The 24,201-nt window shown below is 49.3% G+C and carries 15 protein-coding genes; 14 read left to right on the top strand and 1 reads right to left on the bottom strand.

Features of this window, described 5'->3' with window-relative positions; translation table 11 throughout:
• Positions 1-37 precede the first annotated feature (37 nt).
• A complete protein-coding gene (locus tag AC4EVX_RS10435; RefSeq protein ID WP_308451075.1) occupies positions 38-913 on the bottom strand; it encodes a LysR family transcriptional regulator in 876 nt (291 codons plus the stop codon).
• A 193-nt stretch (positions 914-1,106) separates the two neighbouring features.
• Between AC4EVX_RS10435 and AC4EVX_RS10430 the strand changes: the two genes are divergently transcribed.
• The 14 genes from AC4EVX_RS10430 (at position 1,107) to pckA (ending at position 23,968) form a co-directional block, all read left to right on the top strand.
• A complete protein-coding gene (locus AC4EVX_RS10430) occupies positions 1,107-2,432 on the top strand; it encodes a circularly permuted type 2 ATP-grasp protein (RefSeq protein ID WP_490160179.1) in 1,326 nt (441 codons plus the stop codon).
• Entirely contained in the window at positions 2,414-3,085 is a 672-nt protein-coding gene (locus AC4EVX_RS10425; protein WP_177977417.1) for an alpha-E domain-containing protein, read from the top strand. Before AC4EVX_RS10430 ends, AC4EVX_RS10425 begins: the two co-directional genes overlap by 19 nt.
• A 49-nt stretch (positions 3,086-3,134) precedes the next feature.
• Entirely contained in the window at positions 3,135-3,953 is an 819-nt protein-coding gene (locus AC4EVX_RS10420; RefSeq protein WP_490160178.1) for a transglutaminase family protein, read from the top strand.
• A 142-nt stretch (positions 3,954-4,095) separates the two neighbouring features.
• Positions 4,096-5,034, top strand: a complete 939-nt coding sequence (locus tag AC4EVX_RS10415; protein WP_490160183.1) for a M14 family metallopeptidase — start codon at positions 4,096-4,098, stop codon at positions 5,032-5,034.
• A complete protein-coding gene (locus AC4EVX_RS10410; protein WP_177977419.1) occupies positions 5,031-5,966 on the top strand; it encodes a M14 family metallopeptidase in 936 nt (311 codons plus the stop codon). Before AC4EVX_RS10415 ends, AC4EVX_RS10410 begins: the two co-directional genes overlap by 4 nt.
• 220 nt (positions 5,967-6,186) lie before the next feature.
• Entirely contained in the window at positions 6,187-7,899 is a 1,713-nt protein-coding gene (locus tag AC4EVX_RS10405) for an ATP-binding protein (RefSeq protein WP_177977420.1), read from the top strand.
• 5 nt (positions 7,900-7,904) lie between these two features.
• Positions 7,905-12,290: a leucine-rich repeat domain-containing protein gene (locus AC4EVX_RS10400; RefSeq protein WP_490160177.1), complete on the top strand. Its 4,386-nt coding sequence runs from the start codon at positions 7,905-7,907 to the stop codon at positions 12,288-12,290.
• Positions 12,287-13,240, top strand: coding sequence for an AAA family ATPase (locus AC4EVX_RS10395; protein ID WP_490160176.1), 954 nt, complete (start codon positions 12,287-12,289; stop codon positions 13,238-13,240). The genes AC4EVX_RS10400 and AC4EVX_RS10395 overlap by 4 nt, the downstream gene beginning before the upstream one ends.
• Positions 13,233-14,399, top strand: a complete 1,167-nt coding sequence (locus AC4EVX_RS10390; RefSeq protein WP_177977423.1) for a DUF58 domain-containing protein — start codon at positions 13,233-13,235, stop codon at positions 14,397-14,399. Before AC4EVX_RS10395 ends, AC4EVX_RS10390 begins: the two co-directional genes overlap by 8 nt.
• Before the next feature lie 77 nt (positions 14,400-14,476).
• Positions 14,477-16,825, top strand: coding sequence for a transglutaminase domain-containing protein (locus AC4EVX_RS10385; RefSeq protein ID WP_177977424.1), 2,349 nt, complete (start codon positions 14,477-14,479; stop codon positions 16,823-16,825).
• A gap of 51 nt (positions 16,826-16,876) precedes the next feature.
• Positions 16,877-17,356, top strand: coding sequence for an S-ribosylhomocysteine lyase (locus tag AC4EVX_RS10380; RefSeq protein ID WP_177977425.1), 480 nt, complete (start codon positions 16,877-16,879; stop codon positions 17,354-17,356).
• Between the two features lie 35 nt (positions 17,357-17,391).
• Complete coding sequence (locus AC4EVX_RS10375) at positions 17,392-17,958, top strand: sigma-70 domain-containing protein (RefSeq protein WP_490160175.1); 567 nt, start codon at positions 17,392-17,394, stop codon at positions 17,956-17,958.
• A gap of 208 nt (positions 17,959-18,166) precedes the next feature.
• On the top strand, positions 18,167-21,931 hold the full coding sequence (locus AC4EVX_RS10370; RefSeq protein WP_490160174.1) for a phosphoribosylformylglycinamidine synthase: 3,765 nt from the start codon (positions 18,167-18,169) through the stop codon (positions 21,929-21,931).
• A 429-nt stretch (positions 21,932-22,360) separates the two neighbouring features.
• Positions 22,361-23,968, top strand: a complete 1,608-nt coding sequence (gene pckA / locus AC4EVX_RS10365; RefSeq protein WP_308451085.1) for a phosphoenolpyruvate carboxykinase (ATP) — start codon at positions 22,361-22,363, stop codon at positions 23,966-23,968.
• Positions 23,969-24,201 lie beyond the last annotated feature (233 nt).

Here is a 24,201-nt window from a genome sequence, read left to right as displayed (position 1 = left end):
ATATTTCACATGCCCTTTCAAAATTACCGCGCTTGAGTTAGAGCATCTCCATAAACTGTCGTGCCGCCTGCGAGATCGGCACGTTCTCATTGTGTGCGACCACCATCTGTCTTGTCGGAAGTTCCTCCTCGAGATTGACGATAAAGAGATTTTTCTCCTCCTCCGGAATGCAGTAATCCGGTACAAAGGCAATGCCGAGTCCGATTCTTGCAAGGTCGATCAACAGATCGTTGCTCGAAATCTCAATCTCCGGTACAAGATCGAGCTGGTGGCGCTGGAACATGCTGTGCAGAAACTCGCTCGTCGTGCTCTTGCGGTCGAGCATCAGAATCGGATACGTCTGAAGCTCCTTTAAGGAGACGCTCTTTCCGCGCAGGTCAGAGTATTCCTCATTTGCGACAAAGACATCGTGGAACTCGCGGATCACCCGCACATGATGACTGCTTGAGAGACCGGAGTTCGGATAGTTTGTGATCGCAAAGTCGACCTGACCGGACTCAAGGAGCTTGGCGCAGGCGATAGAGGTCTGGTTCGTGACCTTGATGTGCACGCCCGGATAGAGACGATGGAATTCTTTTAAATAGTGAAGCAGATAGTAACGGCAGATCGTGTCACTCGCGCCGATGCGAAGCTGACCGCCGTTTAGGGTGTTGGCCTCAAGAAGCTGATTCTCGCCCTGACGGATCAGATTCATCGCCGGCTCAATGTGCTTGAGCAGGATCTCGCCCTCCGGTGTCAGCTGGACGCGCTTCGTACTGCGGATAAATAAGGGTTGATTTAACTTTTTCTCCAGGACCTTGATCGACTGGCTGACCGCAGACTGGGAAATAAAGAGCTGTTTGGAGGCTTCCGAGAAGCTGAGAGTATTCGCAACATGGTAGAATACTTTATATAATTCGTAGTTGATATCCATGATTATTAGTTCTCCTTATAAGTTGACTTTATTTTATCAGAAAATGCGGAGATTGTAAATGGATAATTTGACAAATAAGAAAAAACGTTGTATAGTGGTTTCATAAAGTAAAGGCGCTTTGGGTCTCCCAGAGCGCCTTTTTCTATTATTCGATATCCGCTCGGATAGAACAAAAACAAAGGGGAGAGCGCTGATGAGAGAACTGATTGAGCACAGAGAGGGAATCAACCGGCTGATGGCACGGTACGGAGTGAAATTCGGCATTTACAAGAACAACGAATTTCATGAGCAGTTATTTCCATTTGACCCAATGCCAAGAGTGATTTCAGCAAAGGAATTTGAGTTTCTGCAAAAGGGATTGACGCAGAGAGTCGATGCGCTGAATGCATTTCTTGCAGATGTGTATGGAGAGAAAAAGATTGTAAAAGACAAGGTAATTCCGGAAGATTTCATCTTTTCCTCCAAGGGATACCTTCCACAGTGTGAAGGGATCGTCCCGCCGAAAAAGATTTACAGCCACATTTCCGGAATTGATCTCGTTCAGGCGAAGGATGGCGAGTGGTACATCCTCGAGGATAACTTGAGAATCCCATCGGGAGCTTCCTATCCGATGATTGCGAGAGAACTGACGCGTCGGGCTTCTCCGAGAACATTTATCAACAACCGCATCGAGGACAACCGCGGTTATGCGTTCATGCTCAAGCAGATGATGGACAATGTGAATACGGGCGGAATCAATGTCGTTCTGACACCGGGACGCTATAACGCAGCCTTCTTTGAACACTCTTACCTTGCAGAGCGCTCAGGAGCGATTCTTGCGATGCCTCAGGATCTGTTTGTGGAGAACAATTACCTCTACTATCGCCAGTATGGCGGAAGCTCGCTTAAGGTTGGAGCCGTTTACCGCCGGATTTCGGATGAATACTTAGATCCGATGTGCTTCCTTCCAGAGTCCCTGATCGGTGTTCCGGGTATTATGGATGTCTACCGGAGTGGTCATGTCGCCCTGATCAATGCGCCGGGCAATGGCGTTGCCGATGACAAGGGAATCTATTACTTTGTTCCGCACATGATCAAGTACTATCTCGGAGAAGACGCGATCCTCAAGAATGCGCCGACGTATCTGGCATTCTATGAGAAAGACCGCAACTTCATTCTCGAGCATTTGAACCGTCTTGTTGTCAAGGATGTCTCAGAGGCAGGCGGATACGGAGTCATCTTCGGAAGCGATTTGAGCGCAGAAAAACTTGAGGAACTCAAGCAGATTATTATCAACGAGCCTCGCCGTTTCATCGCACAGGAGGTCATCGACTTTATTGACCTCGACATTGTGGATGAGAGCAATCCGGGCGATCATCTCGTGCCGAGAAAGGCGGATCTGAGAGCCTTTGTGCTCACCGGAGAAAAGACAATGGTCTGGCCGAGCGGTCTGACCAGATTTTCGAGAAATCCGGATTCGTTTGTAGTAAACTCATCTCAGGGAGGAGGATTTAAGGACACATGGGTATTATCTCGTTAGAAAAAGCAGATCACCTGTTTTGGCTTGGACGTTACACGGAGCGGGTGTTCACGACATTAAATACATTTTTTACTTACTATGACAAGATGCTCGACATTGAGGAGGAAGTATATAAGAAGTTCTGTGAGAAGCTGGCGATTCCGATGGTGTACAAGGATAAGGAGGATTTCATTCGCACCTATCTCTTTTCCGAGAATGATCCAAACTCGGTGTACAGCAATATACTCCGCGCGTTTGATAATGCGGTTGTGCTCCGCGATGAGCTGAGCAGTAAGACGCTCTCCTATATTCAGATGGCACTAGACTGCATCGAGCATGCAAAGGATTCGCAGGCACTTGTCTACGATCTTCAGCCGGTCATCGATGATCTGTTCGCATTCTGGGGCTGTCTCGACGACAATGTGGAGGACGAGGAGTGCCGAAATATCATCAAGTGCGGAAAGTATTTGGAGCGCCTGGATCTGTACATGCGCCTCGACTATTCGTATCGCCAGATTGAAAAAGAATACAATAAATTCCTAAACCGCTTGCATAAAATCCGAATTGGGTATAATCTGTCAGAGGTAGATAAGCTGTCTGAGATCATTAATCTGGGAGAAGACTGGAAATCCCGCTATTACGAAGCGATCAATGCACTGTGGAGCGTTTTTTAAGTCTCTTGACGGAATCATTTAACTGCAAAAGAATGACAGAGGTGATGATTTGAAGAATCTGCGTTTTCAATATGAAATGACGCTGACTCTGGACCGGGAGGTGCGGGACCATCATGTTCTGCTTCGCTGTCGTCCGATGGAAAATGAGATCCAACATCTGACTTCCTATGCCTGCGAGGTGTCGCCAAAGATTTTGCTTCACCTCTCGCAGGATGGATTTGGCAATCTGGGATATACTGGAGTCATTCAAAAACCGCACCGTTTTTTCGCGGTGCAGGCGAGCGGAATCGTACAGAAGATAGAGGGACGGTGCACGGATTTTCATCCGATGTACCGCTTTCCGTCTGTCCGCACGATGCCGGACCCGGGATTGCGTGCGTTTTTACACGAGGTTGAGGAAAGGCTTGGTACTCCGGTGAGGACGTTTCAGGATGTCTGTTTTCTGATGCAGTGCCTTCATGAGCATTTCGAGTATGTCCCCGGAGCGACGACGACGGCGACAACAGCGGGAGAGGCATTTGCGGGAGGAAGAGGAGTCTGTCAGGACTATGCCCATATTATGATTGCGCTTTGCCGTCTTTCCGGCATCCCCGCGCGCTATGTCGCCGGAATGATGATCGGGGAGGGCGCAACCCATGCATGGTGTGAGGTCTGGCTGTCCGACGTCTGGGTCGGGTTGGACCCGACGAACAACTGTCTTGCGAAGGATTCTTATATCCGTCTCTCTCAGGGGCGGGATTTCGTGGATGGAGCGGTCGATCGCGGGTGCTTCGTGGGATTTGCATCTCAGACTCAGCAGATCTATGTGAAAGTAGAAGAAGTAGAAGAAATAGAAGACAACCCGTCAGAGGAGATTTCCACGGTATAACTCAGAGTGGATGCGCAGTGATTTTGACAGGAAGAATAAGTTGGGAGAGTTCACGTTGGTGAAACCGATGATGGGAGAAAACGACGACAGAAGTCAGAAATAAAAAACGACAGAAGTAAAGAGGGCAGAGCAAATGAAAGAGATGACGATGGATGTGGTCTCGGTCGGACTTGCGGTGGATGAACAGCTTCGCGTGAAGAAACATGTGTTAGAGCCGGACGGCTATGATGGAAGCGGAAAGAGAATCTGCATTGTGACCGGAACCCACGGAGATGAGCTGGAAGGTCAGTATGTCTGTTATGAGGTCAACCGGAGAATCCGGGAACACAAGGAATGTCTGAAAGGGCGGGTAGAGATTTACCCGGCGTTAAATCCGCTCGGTGTGGATTCAATTTCCCGCGGAATCCCGATGTTTGATCTCGATATGAACCGAATTTTTCCGGGAAGTGAGGGTGGAAGTGTTGCAGAGCATATTGCCGCAAAGATTGTGCAGGATATTGCAGGTGCAGATCTCTGTCTCGACATCCATGCGAGCAACATTTTCCTCAGAGAGATTCCACAGGCGAGAATCAACGTCAATATGGCAGATGGACTGCTCCCGTTTGCAAAACGCTTAAATCTGGACTTTGTCTGGGTACATGCGGCGGCAACGGTTCTCGAGTCCACGCTTGCACACAGCTTAAACTCGATCGGAACCCCGACGGTTGTTGTCGAGATGGGTGTTGGCATGCGTCTGACAGAGAGTTTCTGTCACCAGCTGACAGACGGAATCTTCTGTGTGATGAAGGATCTTGGAATCTGGGACGGAGAGACGATTGAGCCGAAGGAGCCGATTGTGTCCGAGGATGGAAAAGTTGGATTCCTGAATGCCGGAGCACCGGGAATCTTTGTGCCCTGTGTGGAACACTGGAGAAATGTGGAGGAAGGGGAACTCATCGGACGAATCCTTAATCCGCTTGAGGGAACGGTCGAGGAGGAAGTGCGCGCGCCGATTCACGGAATGCTCTTTACGCTTCGCGAATATCCGGTTGTGTCCTGTGGTTCTCTGCTTGCGCGTGTCCTGGGAGGTGATTACGAATGAGAAAAGAAAAAATTTTCACTCTGAAAAACTGCTACCGGGATGACATGGATGTTTACGGATTTCATTTCGGAAAAGGAGAAAAGTCGGCATGTATCGTCGGAGCAATGCGTGGAAATGAGGTTCAACAGCTATACATCTGTTCTCAGCTTGTGAAGGCGCTCAAGGAGCTTGAGGAGAAGGGGGCGATCGTCCACGACAACGAGATCCTCGTGATTCCTTCGGTCAACCACAGTTCGATGAACATCGGAAAGCGGTTCTGGGCGACCGACAACACGGACATCAACCGGATGTTTCCGGGATACAGCGAGGGCGAGACGACGCAGAGAATTGCGGGAGGAGTATTTGAGGCGATTCAGGGATACAGTTACGGAATTCAGTTTCCGAGTTTCTATATTCCGGGAGATTTTGTTCCCCATATTCGCATGATGGAGACAGGATTTCAGAATCCGAGCCTTGCAAACCTTTTTGGTCTTCCCTATGTTGTGATCCGCAAGCCGAAGCCGATCGACACGGCAACGCTCAATTACAACTGGCAGATCTGGAACACGAATGCGTTCTCCGTCTACACGAGTGCGACGGATTACATCGATGAGGCATCGGCAAGAATGGCGGTTGCCTCGGTTCTGCGTTTCTTAACGAGAATGGGAATTTTGCGCTACACAAGCCACAGCGGATACATCGCAAGTGTGCTCCGAGAGGACGATCTGACGAATGTAAAAAATGATCTTCCGGGACTCTACCGCAGACATGTCGATCCGGGTCAGGAGGTGCATCGCGGGGATGTGCTTGCGTCAATCATTGATCCGCTTGAGGGAGAGATCATCAGTCAGATCCTCTCACCGACCGACGGCATTGTCTTCTTTGCCCACCATGCCCCGACCGTTATGGAGGGAACGATCATCTTCAAGATCATCCGTCGCCTGCACGAATAAGTGTTTTTTTGCCTCTGCTCACAAAAATTTTGACATGTTCTTGTGGGCAGAAGCTTTTTCTAAGGCTATACATCTGCGAAAAATTATTGTATACTAATAACGATAAGCGCTATAAAGCCATAGTATTGTAGCGATATATAAACGATAAAAACGATATAAGGATATGATATAAAGACGGGATAGAGGGATTTTTTACTGTACATTCGGGGGGAATAATATAATGGAGAAACTCATACAGATTCTGCAACTGCTTGGAAGCTATCGAATCCCGGCAGTTATTTTTAGTGTGGAGGTTTTTGTGGCAGTCTGTCTGCTGCTTGCCGGCTTGAGTCTGGGTGGAAGATACCATTATCGAAATTTCCGCGCGAATCGGGGCGGAAAGCGGGCGCGACAGGAAAAAAAGATCCTCTTTGAGCGTGATCGGGAGCCGGAGCTGTTAATTCGCAGAAAAGACCGCTATCCGGAATTTCAGACAGAGAGTTTTGCCCGAGTGTTCGGTGTGACGAAAGAGCAGATGCAGGCGGATTTGACCTGCTTTTTGGATCAGATGGATGAAAACTTTGGAAAGAAGTTCTGGAAATCCTATCAGAGATGGGATGGAAAGAGCGAGTTTGAGACAGAGATTCAGCTTAAGGACAGTGAGTGCTGGTATCGGATTCGAGTGCTCAGGAGTTGGGATGAGCAGTATGACTGGTTCCGCTTTGCAGACATCACGCAGTATCGCACTCAGATCACGCAGACGGAGGAGAAACTTGAAAAGGCGGAGGAGGTCAGCCAGTCCAAGACAACCTTCCTCTCCAACATGTCTCACGAGATTCGTACCCCGATGAACGGCATTATCGGTATGCTCACACTCGCACATGGCAAACTGAACGGTCATCAGGCGGAGCCATATATTGAGAGGGCAGAACAGCTCTCTCAGTATCTGTTGTCTGTCATCAATGATATTCTCGATATGTCCCGAATTGAGGCGGGTAAGATTGAGCTCGAGAAGAAGGCATTCAGCCTTCAGGCAATGGCAGAACAGCTCAGAGCAATGTTCCAGAAAAATATCGAGGCGAAGGGTGTTGCCTTTTCGGTGGAGCTTCAGGATTTTGATCTCGACTGGGTCATCGGAGACGAGCTTCGCCTGTCTCAGGTTCTTGTGAATTTCCTCTCAAACGCCTCCAAATTTACGAGCAGCGGAGAGATTCGGGTGCTCTTTCGTCAGCTCTTGAAAGAAAATGGAAGAGTCAGCCTGATGATGCGAGTGCACGATACCGGTACCGGAATGGATACCTCGTTTGTCAGCCGAATCTTTCGACCGTTTGAGCAGGAGAACAGCCACATTGCAAGACAGTATGGTGGTTCTGGTCTTGGAATGGCGATCACCGATCAGATTGTGCGCCTGATGGGCGGAGAGATCGTGATTGACAGTATGAAGGGGCGAGGATCAGACTTTACGGTTTATTTGACTCTGCCAATTGCAGAGAACCAGAATGTCGACAAGCAGGCGCTCGAGGAGGAGCGTGCTGTGGAGTCGTTTGATTATCAGGGTATGCATATTCTGATGGCAGAGGACAATGAAGTCAATGCAGAGATTGCCGTCAGCATTCTTGAGATGAATGGAGCGAAGGTCGACACGGTTGTGGATGGACAGCAGGCGATTGAGCAGTTTGAGGTCTGCCCGCCGGGAACATATGACTTTATCCTCATGGATATTCAGATGCCGGTGATGGATGGAAGAACGGCATCGAGAGCGATCCGTGCGATGAACCGCCCGGATGCGAAGACAATTCCGATTTTTGCTCTGTCGGCAGATGCATTTGTGGAAGACCAGAGATTGTCGGCAGAGAGTGGAATGAATGGACATTTCTCGAAGCCGATTGATTTTGAGAAGATGAAGAAAGAGATTGGAAAGATACTGATAAAAGGAAAGCGAGTCGGAGCGTGAATCGTATGAGAGAAGAGAAAAGCGGTCAGAGAAAGGAAAATGGACCGTCGAGTGAGATCAAATCGGAACAAAAGAAGATTGAGAAGATCGACGGAAAAAATTCTGAAAAAGACGGATGGAGGAAAAAGATGCCGAGAGGAAGAGTCGTCGCAGGTGCGCTTGCTCTCGTGCTCTTCACCGGAGGGTCTGTCGTTCTCTGGAAAGAGTATCAGGCGGGAGCCCTTTTCCATCCGGAATATTTTCTGAGCCGTCAGGAACTTCGAGGAAACCAGATCTCCTTTGCGGACAGCGATCGCTATGCGAAGAACAATCTTCCGGAGAAGGACTCCTCTGATAATGAGATGCTTGAGAAAGATCCGCAGGCGCAGGAGAAGACGGGGCAGGAGATGGATGATGTCTCTCCGCGTGTCACGATGGATGAATCACAGAAGCAGACCGGGGATGCCGGTAATCTTCTGCTTGAGCAGATGCCGGAGGCTGGAACTGCCGATGCTTCCGATCGAGGTCTCTCTGATTTTGAGAACAGTGGTGCGATGATGCTTGTCGCAGGTGGGGGTGACAATGGACAGTCAGAACATGTCTCGATTGGAAATGTGGCAGGAGGTCTGACAGATGGAAACAGTCAGAATCCAACCGGCACGGCGGGATCAATTGTGAGCGGAAAGGCTGACAGTGAGCGGGAAAATGGATCGTCCTCTTCCGGAGGTGGTGGAAGCAATGGGGGCGGAGAAAACAGTGGTGACAATCCGTCCGTTCCGGATCATTCGGACAACCAGACTCCGTCGAACCCGGACACACCAAGCCCAAGTCCGACTCCTACACCGGATAAGCCGGGCAATAATCCGACCGAGGGAAAGGATTTCAATTTAAGCGATCCGGACTATCCGGACAGTTCCGAGAAACCACAACTTCCGAAAGACCCGTCGTGGAGCGGGGACTCAGCGATCTATCCGTCATTTCCGGACACGGGAATTATTTCGGATGAGCGTGCCCAGGATGCACAGCTTATCCTGATTCCGTGTATTGATGACTCGGCGGAGACCCTTTATCAGGGAGCGGTTCTGACGAAATGGAAATTGCTCTGCTCTCTTTACGCCTATGTCGATGTGGGAGGAACGAGATACCGTCTGACGGACTACAATGACAATTTCCGCATCGGAGAGTTTCCGGAGACTGCCACGAAGGATATGACGGTAACCTTTTATTTCCGCGGAAATGCAAATTGTCCGTGGCAGGAGGTCTCTTACACGTTTCCGGTCGAGTACAGCAAGCTTGTGATGATGGGAATGCCGGACGAGGATGGCAGCCGGGAAGTCTTGGATACGATTTACCTGGATGAGGGAAGCGAAATCTATCTGCCAAATGAGACGATGAAACTCGCAAGTGCGGAAAGCTGGGAGTCGTTTGGAGACTGGATGACAGAGCTGTTCCCGCAGTGGTCTCTGACGGAGGGCGGAGAGGATATAGGAAGCTATTTCAAGGTGGACAAACCGGGAAGATATGTGTTCTATCCGCTTTCGAGAACCCCACTGCCGGACGAGTTTTATGGGGTATTTGATGTCAATGAGGATCGGACAACCGGAAGTCTCTTTTTAGAGCAGAAGCTGACGTTTTGGCCATCCAAGCAGGAACGTTTTGAGATTCCACAGGGAATTCAGGGTGTAGAGCAGGATATGTTTTTTATTGCCGATGATGTGGCGGAGACTGCATGGATTCCGGAGAGCGTTCAGTTTATTGACAGTCCTGCGTTTGAAGTAAAAAAAGAATATCAGGTATCTGAGAAAAACCGGTATTTTACGGTGAAAGACGGGATACTGTTTGACAAGCTCAAGAAGGAACTCATCGGAATTCCACTTGAGTGTGAGAGCGTGGAGGTTCCAAAGGACATTGAGGTTGTGTCTCTGTCGAGCAAGAATTCGATTCATGAGATGACGTTTCTGTCTGCGACTCCGCCGGAGATCAATCTGAGCTGTCTGAACAATGCGACGTTGATTGTTCCGGAGAGTGCCTACGGGCGGTATCTGTTCGCCTGGGGATCAGAGCTTGGGATGAACCATCTGGAGACGGGCGGAGAGGAAGAACCCGATTACGATTACCGAGACGGAGCACTGTTCTCGAAGGACGGAAAGAAGTTGTATCAGGTTTCCAAAGAAAATTCCGGCCTCTATTTTGTGCCGGATGGAGTGGAGAGCGTTGCCTCGCAGGCATTTGAGGTTTCGGAATACATAGACCGCGTATTTTTACCGGAGAGTTTGCAGAAGCTGGAGTCAGAGAGTCTGAGTGGAGAGAGCCTGACGGAACTTTTCTTTGCATCCGAGGTTCCGCCGGAGATCGAGAAGGATACGTTTGGCGAGATCGAGACAGTGCTTGAGAGAGGACTCCATGTCCGGGTGGCAGAGGGAAATCGTGATGCCTACTTGGAAGCGTGGGGACCGATTCTCGGAGAAGAACAGGCGGAGCGACTGATTGTGGATGAGCCGTTTGACTTGGTAGAGAAGGAGAGCGGGTTGTCCTATTTGAATCTGCCTGACGGAGCCGTTCTTCTTCAGGCACCGGAGGATCTGACTTCGTTTGATGACATTGTCGCAGAGGCAGGCGAGGAGGTTGTCTGGAAGGAGATTGGCGTTCGTGCGTTTGGAACGTGCGAGTCGCTTAAGACAATTGAACTTCCGGAGACGATTGAAAAGATCGCAAAAGAAGCCTTTGTTCAGTGTAAGAATCTCCAGATTGCGGTATGCAAGACGAAGGAAACGATCGAAGTCGGAAAGAATGCCTTCCCGACAATTCGGGCAGTTACCTTTGATGCGCTGGAAGTGAAATTTGCGGAAGATGAGGAAAATATGATCTATACCTCCTGCTATGTCAATAACGACTGCGAGGTATCAGGTGGAATGATGCCGGCTCTGGTCAATCTGTGGGGAACTTCCTACGAGTTGATGGATTCCGATCAGAGCGGACGTTTTCTGTATGGAATGGATGGGGATGTTTCTTACCTGATTGGTGGAACGACCGATGTTTCGGGAGAGATTGTGGCTCCGGAGGGAACAATTCTTCGAGAAATCGGATACTATGCACTTGAAAACTGTGAGGGGGATTTAACGATCTCCGAGGAATACTCGCGGGGACTGTGGTTTGTCGGTCCGGGAGCGTTCCGAAATTCCGGACTTTCCGGAACTGTCGCGTTCTCGGAGGCTGTCTGGAGAATTGAGGAAAATGCGTTTGCTGGATGTTCGGGAGTCACGGAGATCCGCTTTGATGCAGAGCCGGATGAGCCGGTCGATGAGACGCCACTTGTGATTGGAGATCAGGCATTTGCGAACACATCGATTGAGGAAATCTGCTTTCCACACACGCTCAGCACGCTTGGTCAGTATGCGTTCTTACAGTGTTTAAATCTGGAGCGGGTGGTATTCACCAGCGAAGAGGCTCCGACGCTTGTGACATTCAGCCGTGGCAGTCAATATATGTTTGGCTGGGAGGATGATGAGCATGAGGTGGCGATCGCGCTCGAGGACACGGCAGAAGGCTGTGAGCAGGAGTATATCGATAAGTGGAAGTTGAGCATGTTCGGTTATCTCTCAAAAGAGGAGATGGCGCAGGATATGTCGTTTAACCTGATGATAGATGTCATGTTTGACTGGCCTGGAGAGATCTGGGGAGACGATGGCGAGTATACGCCGGAATTCTCCGCGTACTTTGATGACTATGTGGATGTGAAAGTTGATCAGAAGCTCTATGAGACGGAAGTTCTGCTGAGCGAGATGATGGGAATCGATCCGCCGGAGGAGCCGGACTGGGTATTTCCGAATCCGGACGATTATCTCACAGACAGCACTGAGGAGATCGAGAATCCGGACGAATTGATTAAGGAAATTCTTCCGGTAAATCCGATTGAGGAGCCAGTCAACCCGGATGATCCGACTGAGGAAGTGGACGGAGAGATCAATGAAATTGATAAAATCGGTGGGAATGATGAGATCGAGGATACCGATGAAATCAAGGATTCCGATGCAGATGACAAGTCTGACGATAAAGTTAATGACAAATCGGATGACAAATTGGATGATAAATCTGAGGAGACAAAAGATGATGGATCAGATGAAAAAGCGGATTATGAATCGGGCGATAACTCTGGGGAGACGAAAGATGACACGGCGGATGAGACCGGAGATTCGGACGTCGAAGACGGTCGGGATGGAGATGACAATGAGACCGGCGAGGATGCCGATGACAGCAATTCGGATATAGGTTCCGACTTGGAGGATGAAAAAGCAGGGCAGGAAGTCGAGAATTCTGGAGAAGACGCGAAGACTGCACAGGATAAAGAGACGAGAGAGACGACAGAAAAAATAAAAGAGACAGAAAAGACAGAGGGGGAATCGCAATCATGATATTGGAGCAGTCGGAGCATATCATTCATGAGGTAAAAAAAGTTTTTATCGGAAAGGATGATACCATCCGCCGGGTACTGACAACCATCTATGCGGGAGGTCATATTCTTCTTGAAGATTGTCCGGGAGTGGGAAAAACGACGCTTGCGCTGGCGTTCTCGAGAGCACTCGGTCTGGATTACAGACGAATTCAGTTTACGACAGATACCCTTCCGTCAGACATCACGGGATTTACAATGTACAACACACAGACCGGAAAGTTTGAGTATCGGAGCGGTGCGACAAACTGCAATCTTCTTCTTGCGGATGAGATCAACCGAACCTCTCCGAAGACACAGTCGGCTCTGCTCGAGGCAATGGAGGAGCGGAGTGTGACGGTGGACGGAGTGACACACCGGCTTCCGAATCCGTTTATCTGCATCGCGACGCAGAACCCGATCGGAACATCCGGAACACAGGCACTTCCGGAGTCCCAGATGGACCGTTTCATGGTGCGTCTCTCGATCGGTTATCCGTCGGATGAGGATCAGCTGAAAATTCTGAGAACAAGAAAATATACGAATCCGCTGGATAACATTCAGGTAGTCTCCGGGGCGGAGAATATCGTGGATATTCAGAATTACCTCTCAACGATGACGATGAGCGATGAGGTCCTCTATTATCTGATTCATTTGTGCGAAGCGACGAGACAGGATGCAATGGTAGATCTTGGCGTGAGTCCGCGAGGCGTGCTCGCACTGACGCAGATGGCGAGGGCACATGCGATGCTCGAGGAGCGCAGTTATGTGATTCCTGAGGATGTTCAGGCGACGTTTGAGGATGTCTGTGCGCATCGTCTGATTCTCAAACCTCAGGCGAGAGTGGAGGGTGTGACGGAGAGAGACGTGCTTCAGAAGATTCTGGCGCAGGTGAAACCACCGTCAGCTCCAAAGAGGTGGAATCATGGCTAAGATCCGGGGTGTCTATGCGCTGGTGGTGGAAGCGACATTGGCACTGTTTCTGTGGCAGAGAGAGTGGTTCGTATTTGGAATTTTTCTTTTTGAAATTTTATGGTTTGCGGTGCTTTGGCTGTTGATTCGCATGGAGGCGCCGGAGATTCAGGTTTCGATCCGCACCTCCGCAAAGTGGAGAGCGGGAAAACCGCTTCGGATGGAAATTCGTGCGGACAGTCGCCGGTTGCTTTCAGCGGGCATTCTTGAGGGAAGTCTGGAATGTGAGAATCTGACGATCGGAGAGACGAAGATTGTGCCGATTCGCATGAATCTCTCTGCAAAGTCCATTTCACTGACGATTCCGATTGAGACGGCTCTGTGTGGTAGAATCCGAATCTGTTTAAAGAATGCCAGATGTTATGATTTATTTGGTCTCAACTGTGCGCCTGTTTCCTCAGCAGAAGAATGTCAGATCCTGCTGTATCCGGCGCAGTGTCCGGTGGAGATTATAAAGCAGGGAACTCCTGCGGGAGACAGTCTCGATGGAACGCAGATGGCATCGAAGAAGGGAAAAGATGCGAGTGAGGTCTATGATCTGAGAGAGTATCACGTCGGGGATGATTTTCGATCGATTCATTGGAAGCTGACTGGAAAACTCGGAGTGATGATGGTGAAGGAAGCGAGTGATTCGACTCGCCATGACATACTGATTCTTCTTGATATCGGACGTTCAGATGAGGGAGAGAGAGTTTCCTCTAAGGCACTGAGCTTTGCGTTCTCTCTGACAGCGGGAATCTGTGGAAAATTGCAGGAATCCGGTTTCTTTTTTGACGCAGGGCTTCCGGTTAACGGACAGATTCTGATCCGTCAGGTTTCGGATGAGAGAGAGTACGAAAAAATGCTCGACGCATGGATGTATCTGGTGATTCCGGAGAAGAGCGGTTCGGGACTTTTGTGGTTTGAGGCAGAAAATATGCAGAGAACGTTTCGCAGGGTGATCTATGTGACCGCAGGTACCTGCCCGGAGGCGTTTTTTCATCTGCCTGAGAATCTGGACATTACGGCAATCTGTGTTCAGGATGAGGGAGCGATCCGTGTATCCCAGCAGGGAAGAAGAATGCTGATGGAGGTTTCCACGAAAGAGCTGGTCAAGAACACGTTCCGCGTGGTGATTTAGGACATCTAAGCGGGAATCCTCGACCATTCAATGACTGAGTAGTTCACAAAGAGTTTGTGTTAGGAGAAGGACGGCTGATGAAGAAGGAAAAGAGGCATGACAGACAACAGAGATGGAAAAATTACGCAGATTTATTCAGCTATACGGTGTTAGGTCTGTTTCTGGCGATTGGTCTTTTGTTGTCCTGGTTCCGTATCATTTCATTTTCAACAGAATTTTATCGGTTTTCCGTGGAGCTTGCGAGTGTCGCCGTTTTCTGTGAGACTCTATGTCGGAGATTCTTTTCAGAGAGAGAAAAAATGGTTCTGGTGCCTCCTGTTGGAGGAGCAATGGTGATGGGATTTCTTGCCGGTTGGGATCGGGTCCTGGCGGGGATGAGAGATTATCTCAATGTGATGATTTCGTTTTGGAATGAAAAGTACAGCGATAATCTCTCCTATCTGGGATCGTTCGCCACAACGCAGGAGAATCTGACCGCGTTTTGTCTGGTATTCCTTCTTCTCTGTATTGCGGGAAATGGCTATTTGTTGAGTAAAGGAAAACTGATTCCGCTTTTTGGTCTTGTTGTCTTTTATTTTGCGCCTGGAATCATTCTTGAACAGTCCTCAGCGCGCGGAAGTATCTGTCTGCTGCTGTCTGCTGTGGGTGTTTGGCTGTTTTTTTTTCAGGCGGGCTCGAGACTGCGCAGAATGATCTGTTTTGCAGTGGTGTGGGCAGGACTGCTTGCCATTTATTTTCTGTCACCGGGAGGAAAGAGCGAGGGAATCCGGCTTTTTGAGCAGGAGATCTGGCAGAGCATGGCACAGGTCCGTTATGGAAGAGATACCCTTCCGGAGGGCGATCTTCTTCGCGCCTGTGAGATGGAGGACGGAACGAAGGTGACTCTCCGTATCCAGACAGACCACATAAAAAATATGTATTTTCAGGGATTTACCGGGGCTGTGTATCGGAACGGTCAGTGGAAATCACTCAAAAACAACATTTATGCCGGGGAACGCCGTGGTTTTCTGCGGTGGATGAATGAGCAGGGAGTCGATCCGAATGCTCAGTATGTGGCATATCAGCAGGCGGGAGATCACCTTGTTGCGAATGATCCGGATGAGACAGAGATTGAGAAAAACGTTGTTTCTGTCCGAAATGAGGGTGCAAGCCGCAAGTATGTCTATACTCCGTATTCAGCAGAAAAGCCGAACGGGGATAAGATTGTGAGCCGACAGGACAGCGGATATATCTCAAAAAAGTTTTTTGGAAGCAGATCCTATGAGTTTGCGGAGTATTCGAGAAACATGCCGGGAGAACTTCAGCGTCTCGACTCGTGGGTCTATGCTCCGGTCACGGATGAACAGAGACGGTATCTGGAAGCGGAATCGGTATACCGAGATTTCGTATATGAACACTATCTGGATATAAGTAGTGAGATGAACGCAAGGATGAATGAGCTCTTTCACTCAGACGGGGAGGAAAGTGCGCAGAACGAGAGCATTTATGAGGTGACTCAGCGCATTCGGACAAAATTAAAACGCAGTACCAGATACCATCCGACTCCTCAGAAAAACTTTGCCGGGGAAGATCCTCTGCTTCGTTTCCTCAAGGGAAAGCAATCTGGAAATTCGGCATTCTATGCGTCAGCAGGAGTTCTTGCTTTTCGGAGTTTTGGGATTCCTGCCCGCTATGCAGAGGGCTATTATCTGGATGGAAATCAGGATGAGGAGCTGAATTTTGATGCGACAAACGGAATTACGCTGACCGCGCGGAATACGCATGCCTGGGTGGAGGTCTATGCAGATGGAATGGGCTGGCTTCCGGTGGATGTGACACCTGGTTTCTATTATGACACTTATACGCTTCTTCAGCTGTCTGAGATGCCACAGAAGATTAAAAAAACGGCGGCACTTGAGGATACGGGAGATCAGGCTGAGAAAACCTTAAAGAGAGGAGCGGAGGACGGAGGAAAGAGTGGCGAAAATCCGCAGGAGGAGAGCAGGTTGCAGGATGCTGTCTGGGGCGGTTTTCTGATCCTTCTTTTCCTGATTGAGATTATCTGGATTCTTCTGGAAATTCGGAAAGCCTGGTATGAATACCGGATTTATCACTGCATCGACAAGCCGAACAGCGATCTGGTGACAGAGTTTTTGTATGACCGGATTCAGGAGAATCTGTGGGTCTGCGGGATTGATATGCAACCGGGATGGAATAAGACACAGACTGAGCAGTTGGTTTATGAGATTTTTTTGGATGTACCCGTAGGAGTCTATTTGAAGATCAATGATTTGATGGAAAAATACTTTTACGGTGGTGGTTCTCTCGAGGCGGATGAGAGGAGACTGCTTTGGAATTTTCTGGTTCAGATTCGCAGGGGCAGGAAGAGTCTCAGTTTGCACCAGAGGCTTCGGCTTCGATTCCTGATGTTTGGGAAGAATCGTTAATCGTCAAGGATAGTTAACAAAACTTTTTACAATTTGTAGGAGGAAAATAAGATGGAAAAAATTACGAGTTTTACAATTGATCATTTAAAATTGCTTCCGGGTGTCTATGTGTCCCGGAAGGATAAGGTGGGCGAGTCGGTTGTCACAACATTTGATATCCGAATGACAAGACCAAACTATGAGCCGGTGATGAATACGGCGGAGGTTCACGCAATTGAGCATCTCGCAGCAACGTTTCTGCGAAATCATGAGCCGATCAAGGACAAGGTGCTCTACTTTGGACCGATGGGGTGCCGGACGGGATTTTATCTGCTTCTTGGGGGTGACTACGATTCAACGGACATTGTACCGTTGATGAGAGAGCTGTTTAACTTCATCGCAAATTATGAGGGTGAGATTCCGGGTGCTTGCGCGAAGGATTGCGGAAACTATCTGGATATGAATCTGTCGATGGCGAAGTACTGGGCAAAGCGTTATCTCGAGGAGGTTCTTGATAACATTGATGAGTCCAGACTTGTTTATCCGGAGTAAATGTTGGAAAAAATAAATGGAGAGAGTAGATTAATATGCACGACGATATTTATCAGATGTATTTGGAAGAGATTGAGGCGATCCGCCCATGCACAAAAGAAGAGCAGGATCAGCTTTTAAAAAAGATCGCGCAGGGAGATGATTCCGCGCGTGAGCGCCTTGTCGAGGGAAGCCTCGGACAGCTTGTGGAGCTTGCAAAGGAGTATGACGGTCAGGGCGTTCTGATGGGAGATCTGATTCAGGAGGCAAATATAGCACTTTTGACTGCACTTGCAGAGATGGCAGGAGCAGGAGATGGGAACGGTGAAACTCCGGCAGATTTTGAGGTATTTTTGAATACTTCAGTTCGTCCGGCACTCGATGCGATTGTGGAAGAACAGAAGGATGAAAAAGAAGTCGGGGAGGAGCTTGCGGCTCGCGTCAACGTGCTTCAGACGGTATCTCAGGTTTTGCTCAAAGAGCTTGGTCGTGAGGCGACGCTTTCGGAGCTTGCGGAGAAGATGAAGATGACCGAGGACGAGATTCGCGATATTATGAAACTGGCACTTGATGCAGTCAATGTGAGCCAGATGCCGGCGATGACCGAGGATGAGTCTGTGTAGAACGTTTCGCTCTGTAAGTAATAATCATATAAAATAAATTAGTACAAATAATAAATACCATAAGATATATTAATTTTATTTATAATATATCTTATGGTATTATTGTCTATAAGTAAGAAAAAATTGCAACTGGATTTTGAGCTGTTTTTAAACAAAATCCGGATGACAGATGAGAATCCATCCAGATAAATTTCCACGGGAGGTACTTATGAGCGTTAGACGAGTGTATGTAGAAAAGAAGCCGGAGTTTGCAGTCAAGGCAGGCGAGCTTCGCGAGGAGATCAGCAGTTATCTTGGAATTGAGACCGTGACTGGTGTGAGAGTGCTGGTTCGCTATGATGTCGAGAACCTATCTGAGGAGACGTACCGTCAGGCACTGGTGACGATCTTTTCCGAGCCGCCGGTGGACTTTGTGTACGAGGAGACGTTCCCGCATGCGGAGGACGACACGATTTTCTCTGTGGAATTTCTTCCGGGACAGTTTGACCAGAGAGCCGATTCTGCGGAGCAGTGCGTGAAACTCTTAAAGGAGACTGAGGAACCGGTGATCCGCACCGCGACGACCTATGTGCTTTCCGGAGCGCTGACGGACGAGCAGAAAGCGTCAGTCAAGAACTTTTGTATCAACCCGGTGGATTCGAGAGAGGCATCCGCAAAGAAGCCGGAGACCCTTGTGACCGTGTTTGATACTCCGGCAGATGTCGCTTCGTTTGATGGATTTACCGGGTTTGCCGAGGAAGATTTAAAGAGCCTGTACGATTCTTTAAATCTTGCAATGACATTCAAAGATTTTCAGCATATTCAAAAGTATTATGCAGGAGAGGAGCATCGCAATCCGACTGTGACCGAGATCCGCGTGCTTGATACCTACTGGTCTGACCACTGCCGTCACACGACATTCTCAACTGAGCTCAGGGATGTGACGATCGAGGGTGGCGATTACAAGGAAGCGATTGAGGGCACTTACAAGCAGTATCTTGCTGATCGTGAGGTGCTCTACAAGGGCCGCGATGACAAATTTGTCTGCCTGATGGATCTGGCACTTCTCGCAATGAAGAAGCTGCGCGCGGAGGGCAAGCTCGAGGATCTCGAGGTTTCCGATGAGATCAATGCATGCAGCATCGTTGTTCCGGTGACGATTGACGGTGTGACTGAGGAGTGGCTTGTAAACTTCAAGAATGAGACGCACAACCATCCGACTGAGATTGAGCCGTTCGGTGGTGCTGCAACCTGTCTGGGTGGTGCAATCCGTGATCCGCTTTCCGGACGTACCTATGTATATCAGGCAATGCGTGTGACCGGTGCCGCTGATCCGACCCGCCCGCTGTCTGAGACGTTGAAGGGCAAACTTCCGCAGAGAAAGCTCGTGACCGGCGCTGCAAGCGGTTACAGCTCCTATGGCAACCAGATCGGTCTTGCAACCGGCTATGTAAAAGAGATTTATCATCCGAACTACGTCGCAAAGCGCATGGAGATCGGTGCTGTCATGGGTGCTGCTCCGAGAAAGGATGTGAAGCGCCTGACTTCTGATCCGGGCAATATTATCGTTCTGCTCGGTGGACGTACCGGACGTGATGGAATCGGCGGTGCAACCGGTTCTTCCAAGGTACATACCGAGGCTTCGATTGAGGTCTGCGGCGCAGAGGTTCAGAAAGGTAATGCACCGACTGAGAGAAAGATTCAGCGTCTGTTCCGTCGTCCGGAGGTCAGCAGTATCATCCGCAAATGTAATGACTTTGGTGCAGGCGGTGTCTCCGTTGCAATCGGTGAGCTTGCAGAGGGACTTGAGATCGATCTGGATAAGGTTCCGAAGAAGTACGCCGGTCTTGATGGAACAGAGATCGCAATTTCCGAGTCTCAGGAGCGTATGGCAGTTGTTCTCGACAAGGAGCATGTTGAGGAGTTCCTCGGCTATGCACAGGAGGAGAACCTTGAGGCAGTTCCGGTTGCAGTTGTGACCGAGAGCCCGCGTCTTGTGATGCGCTGGAGAGGTAAGACGATCGTTGACATCAGCCGTGCCTTCCTTGACACGAACGGCGCTCATCAGGAGGCAAGCGTTGTGCTTGAGACTCCGCAGAAGAAGGACAGCCTGTTTGTGAGAGCAGAAGTTGGCGATGTGAAAGAAAAATGGCTGAACGTCCTGTCTGATCTCAACGTATGTTCCCAGAAGGGACTTGTCGAGATGTTCGACGGTTCGATCGGTGCAGGTTCCGTCTTCATGCCGTATGGTGGAAAATATCAGCTGACCGAGACTCAGGCGATGGTAGCAAAACTTCCGGTTCTGAAAGGAAAGACTGATACCGTGACGATGATGAGCTACGGATTTGATCCGTATCTGTCAAGCTGGAGCCCGTATCACGGCGCAATCTATGCGGTTGTCGATTCTGTTGCAAAGATCGTTGCAAACGGCGGTGACTACACGAAGATTCGTTTCACGTTCCAGGAATACTTCAAGCGAATGACCGAGGACCCGGCCCGCTGGGGTGCTCCATTCTCCGCTCTGCTCGGTGCTTACAGCGCACAGCTCGGCTTTGGACTTCCGTCGATCGGTGGAAAGGACAGTATGTCCGGAACCTTCAACGATGAGCATCACGGCGAGATCAATGTTCCGCCGACCCTCGTCTCCTTCGCGGTTGACGTGGATCACTCCGGCAACATCATCACACCGGAGTTCAAGAAGCCGGGAAGCAAGATTGTAGTCTTCAAGATCGAGCGCGATGAGAATGATCTTCCGGTTTACAGTCAGATGATGGATGGATATGCAAAGCTGACGAGAGACATCCGTGCAGGCAGAATCCTCTCTGCATATGCAGTTGAGAGAAACGGTCTTGCAGAAGCAGTCAGCAAGATGGCATTTGGTAATAAGCTCGGTGTGAAGATTGAGCACAATGTAGATCCGAGAGACTTCTTCTGTGCAGGCTGGGGCAACATCGTCTGCGAGGTTGCCGATGGCAAGGTTGGCGAGCTTGAGATCGGTTATACCGTGATCGGTGAGGTGACAGACCGTGCGGTCTTCGAGTATGGTCCGGTTTCGATCTCCGTCGAGGATGCAATTGCAGACTGGACAAAACCGCTTGAGGATGTCTTCCCGACCGAGTCCGGCGTAAAGCAGACAAAGGTTGAGGAGAAGCTCTACAACGCAGATCAGATTTATGTATGCGCACACAAGATCGCACAGCCGACGGTATTTATTCCGGTATTCCCGGGCACGAACTGCGAGTACGACAGCACGAAGGCATTTGAGCGTGCAGGTGCAAAGGTGATCACCCGCGTCTTCAAGAACCTCTCCGCAGAGGATATTCGTGATTCGGTTGAGGCATATAAGAAGGATATCGCAAAGGCGCAGATCGTGATGTTCCCGGGTGGTTTCTCCGCAGGTGACGAGCCGGAGGGAAGCGCAAAGTTCTTTGCAACCGTATTCCGTAATGCAGTGATCAAGGAAGAGATCGAGAAGCTGTTGAATGAGCGCGATGGTCTGATGCTCGGTATCTGCAACGGCTTCCAGGCACTGATCAAGCTCGGACTCGTTCCGGAGGGCAAGATCGTGGAACAGCATGCAGATTCCCCGACCCTGGCAATGAACACAATCGGTCGCCACATCTCCAAGATGGTTTACACGAAGGTTGTGACGAACAAGTCTCCGTGGCTCGCAGGCGCAGAACTCGGTGGTGTTTACTGCAATCCGGCATCTCACGGCGAGGGACGTTTCGTTGCAAACGAGGCATGGATCAAGAAGCTGTTTGAGAACGGACAGGTTGCCACCCAGTACGTTGACGATCAGGGTCAGCCGACGATGAATGAGTTCTGGAATCCGAACGGTTCCTATATGGCAATCGAGGGTATCACAAGCCCGGATGGAAGAATCCTCGGCAAGATGGCACACTCCGAGCGCCGTGGTGATTCCGTGGCAATCAACATTTACGGCGAGCAGGATATGAAGATCTTCGAGTCCGGTGTGAAGTACTTCAAGTAAGAGATAAGATGTATAACGAGCAAACAGATCATATCAGCAGGCATATCAGTATGTTGGCGTGATGCGAGTGTAAAAGACACTTCTGTGATGGGAAAATCCCCGTCATGGGAGTGTCTCTTTGTATTGAGAAATCGTGGTTATTTTCTGCTGCTTTGAGGATTAAAGGAAATCAGATGATCGCGCTGTATAAGCTAGATGAAAAGTAAGTATACTGTCTTTTGTATACAAAACAAACAGAGATTCTACAAAACTGATAAATTTTCTTAGATATAATTTGGAAAAATTAGGAGCTACTGGAAATTGTATTGTTGACAATTTAACATAAAAGTGCGATAATTAATTGCGTATGGCGACGTGAATATGGGTATGGTTGAGCCCAGTTTACGGTTGATTATCACAATTTACATCAGGAAGGCGAGGTCAGGTAAAATGGCAGTAGTTGATTTAAGCAAGTATGGCATTACAGGAACCACAGAGGTTGTTTACAACCCTTCTTATGAGATGTTATTCGAGGAGGAGACAAAACCGGAACTCGAGGGTTACGAGAAAGGCCGCGTGAGTGAGCTTGGTGCAGTGAATGTTATGACCGGTATCTACACCGGACGTTCCCCGAAAGACAAATACATCGTGATGGATGAGAATTCTAAGGACACTGTTTGGTGGACCACCGACGAGTACAAGAATGATAACCATCCGGCAAGCCAGGAAGCCTGGAACGCAGTAAAGGAGATCGCAAAGAAAGAGCTCTCCAACAAGCGTCTGTTCGTTGTAGATGCATTCTGCGGAGCAAATAAGGATACCCGTATGGCAATCCGTTTCATCGTAGAAGTTGCATGGCAGGCACATTTTGTAACCAACATGTTTATCAAGCCGACTGAGGAAGAGCTGAAGAACTTCGAGCCGGATTTCGTTGTTTACAACGCTTCTAAGGCAAAAGTTGAGAATTACAAGGAGCTGGGTCTGAACTCTGAGACCGCAGTTATGTTCAATATCACCAGCCGTGAGCAGATCATTGTCAACACCTGGTACGGTGGAGAGATGAAGAAGGGTATGTTCTCCATGATGAACTACTATCTGCCGTTAAAGGGTATTGCTTCCATGCACTGCTCTGCAAACACCGATATGAACGGTGAGAACACCGCAATCTTCTTCGGTCTGTCTGGTACCGGTAAGACCACTCTGTCTACCGATCCGAAGCGTCTGCTGATCGGTGATGATGAGCACGGTTGGGATGACAACGGTGTGTTCAACTTTGAGGGTGGTTGCTACGCAAAGGTAATCAACCTGGATAAGGATTCTGAGCCGGATATCTACAACGCAATCCGTCGTGATGCTCTGCTTGAGAACGTTACTCTGGATGAGACCGGCAAGATCGATTTCGCTGATAAGAGCGTAACCGAGAATACTCGTGTATCTTACCCGATCGATCACATTGAGAAGATCGTTCGTCCGGTTTCTGCAGGTCCGGCAGCTAAGAACGTAATCTTCCTGTCCGCAGATGCATTCGGCGTACTTCCGCCGGTATCTGTACTGACTCCGGAGCAGACTCAGTACTACTTCCTGTCTGGATTCACCGCTAAGTTAGCAGGTACCGAGCGCGGTATTACCGAGCCGACCCCGACCTTCTCTGCTTGCTTTGGACAGGCATTCCTTGAGTTACATCCGACCAAGTATGCAGAAGAGCTCGTTAAGAAGATGGAGAAGAGCGGAGCAAAGGCTTATCTGGTAAATACCGGATGGAACGGAACCGGCAAGCGTATCTCCATTAAGGATACCCGTGGTATCATCGACGCAATCTTAAACGGCGACATCAAGAATGCACCGACTAAGAAGATTCCGTACTTTGATTTCGAGGTTCCGACCGAGCTTCCGGGTGTTGATTCCGGAATCCTTGACCCGCGTGATACCTATGCAGATGCTTCCGAGTGGGAGGCTAAGGCAAAGGATCTGGCAGGCAGATTCATCAAGAACTTCGCAAAATATGAGAACCATGAGGCTGGTAAGGCTCTGGTTGCAGCTGGTCCGAAAGCTGAATAATAAATTATCGGAATGAATTACCACGTCTGAAGTCTTCGTTTCCTACGCCATCAGGCGTGGTTTCCAAAAGACTATGATAAGTGGCTTATGGCTATTTACAAAGCCCTATCCCAATGGGATTACTTTTAAGCGACAGCTTGACGAAAAGAGCATTCTTTTCGTCAAGCTGTCGCTTTTTTTTGAGTGCGCCCGGCGGCGCACGTTTCTAACCGGTGCAAGTCCGGAATCCGCCC

The sequence above is a fragment of the Brotaphodocola sp. genome (genome assembly GCF_983179755.1).
The sequence above is the reverse complement of the archived record's forward strand: the minus strand, read 5'-3'. Positions and strand labels throughout refer to the sequence as shown.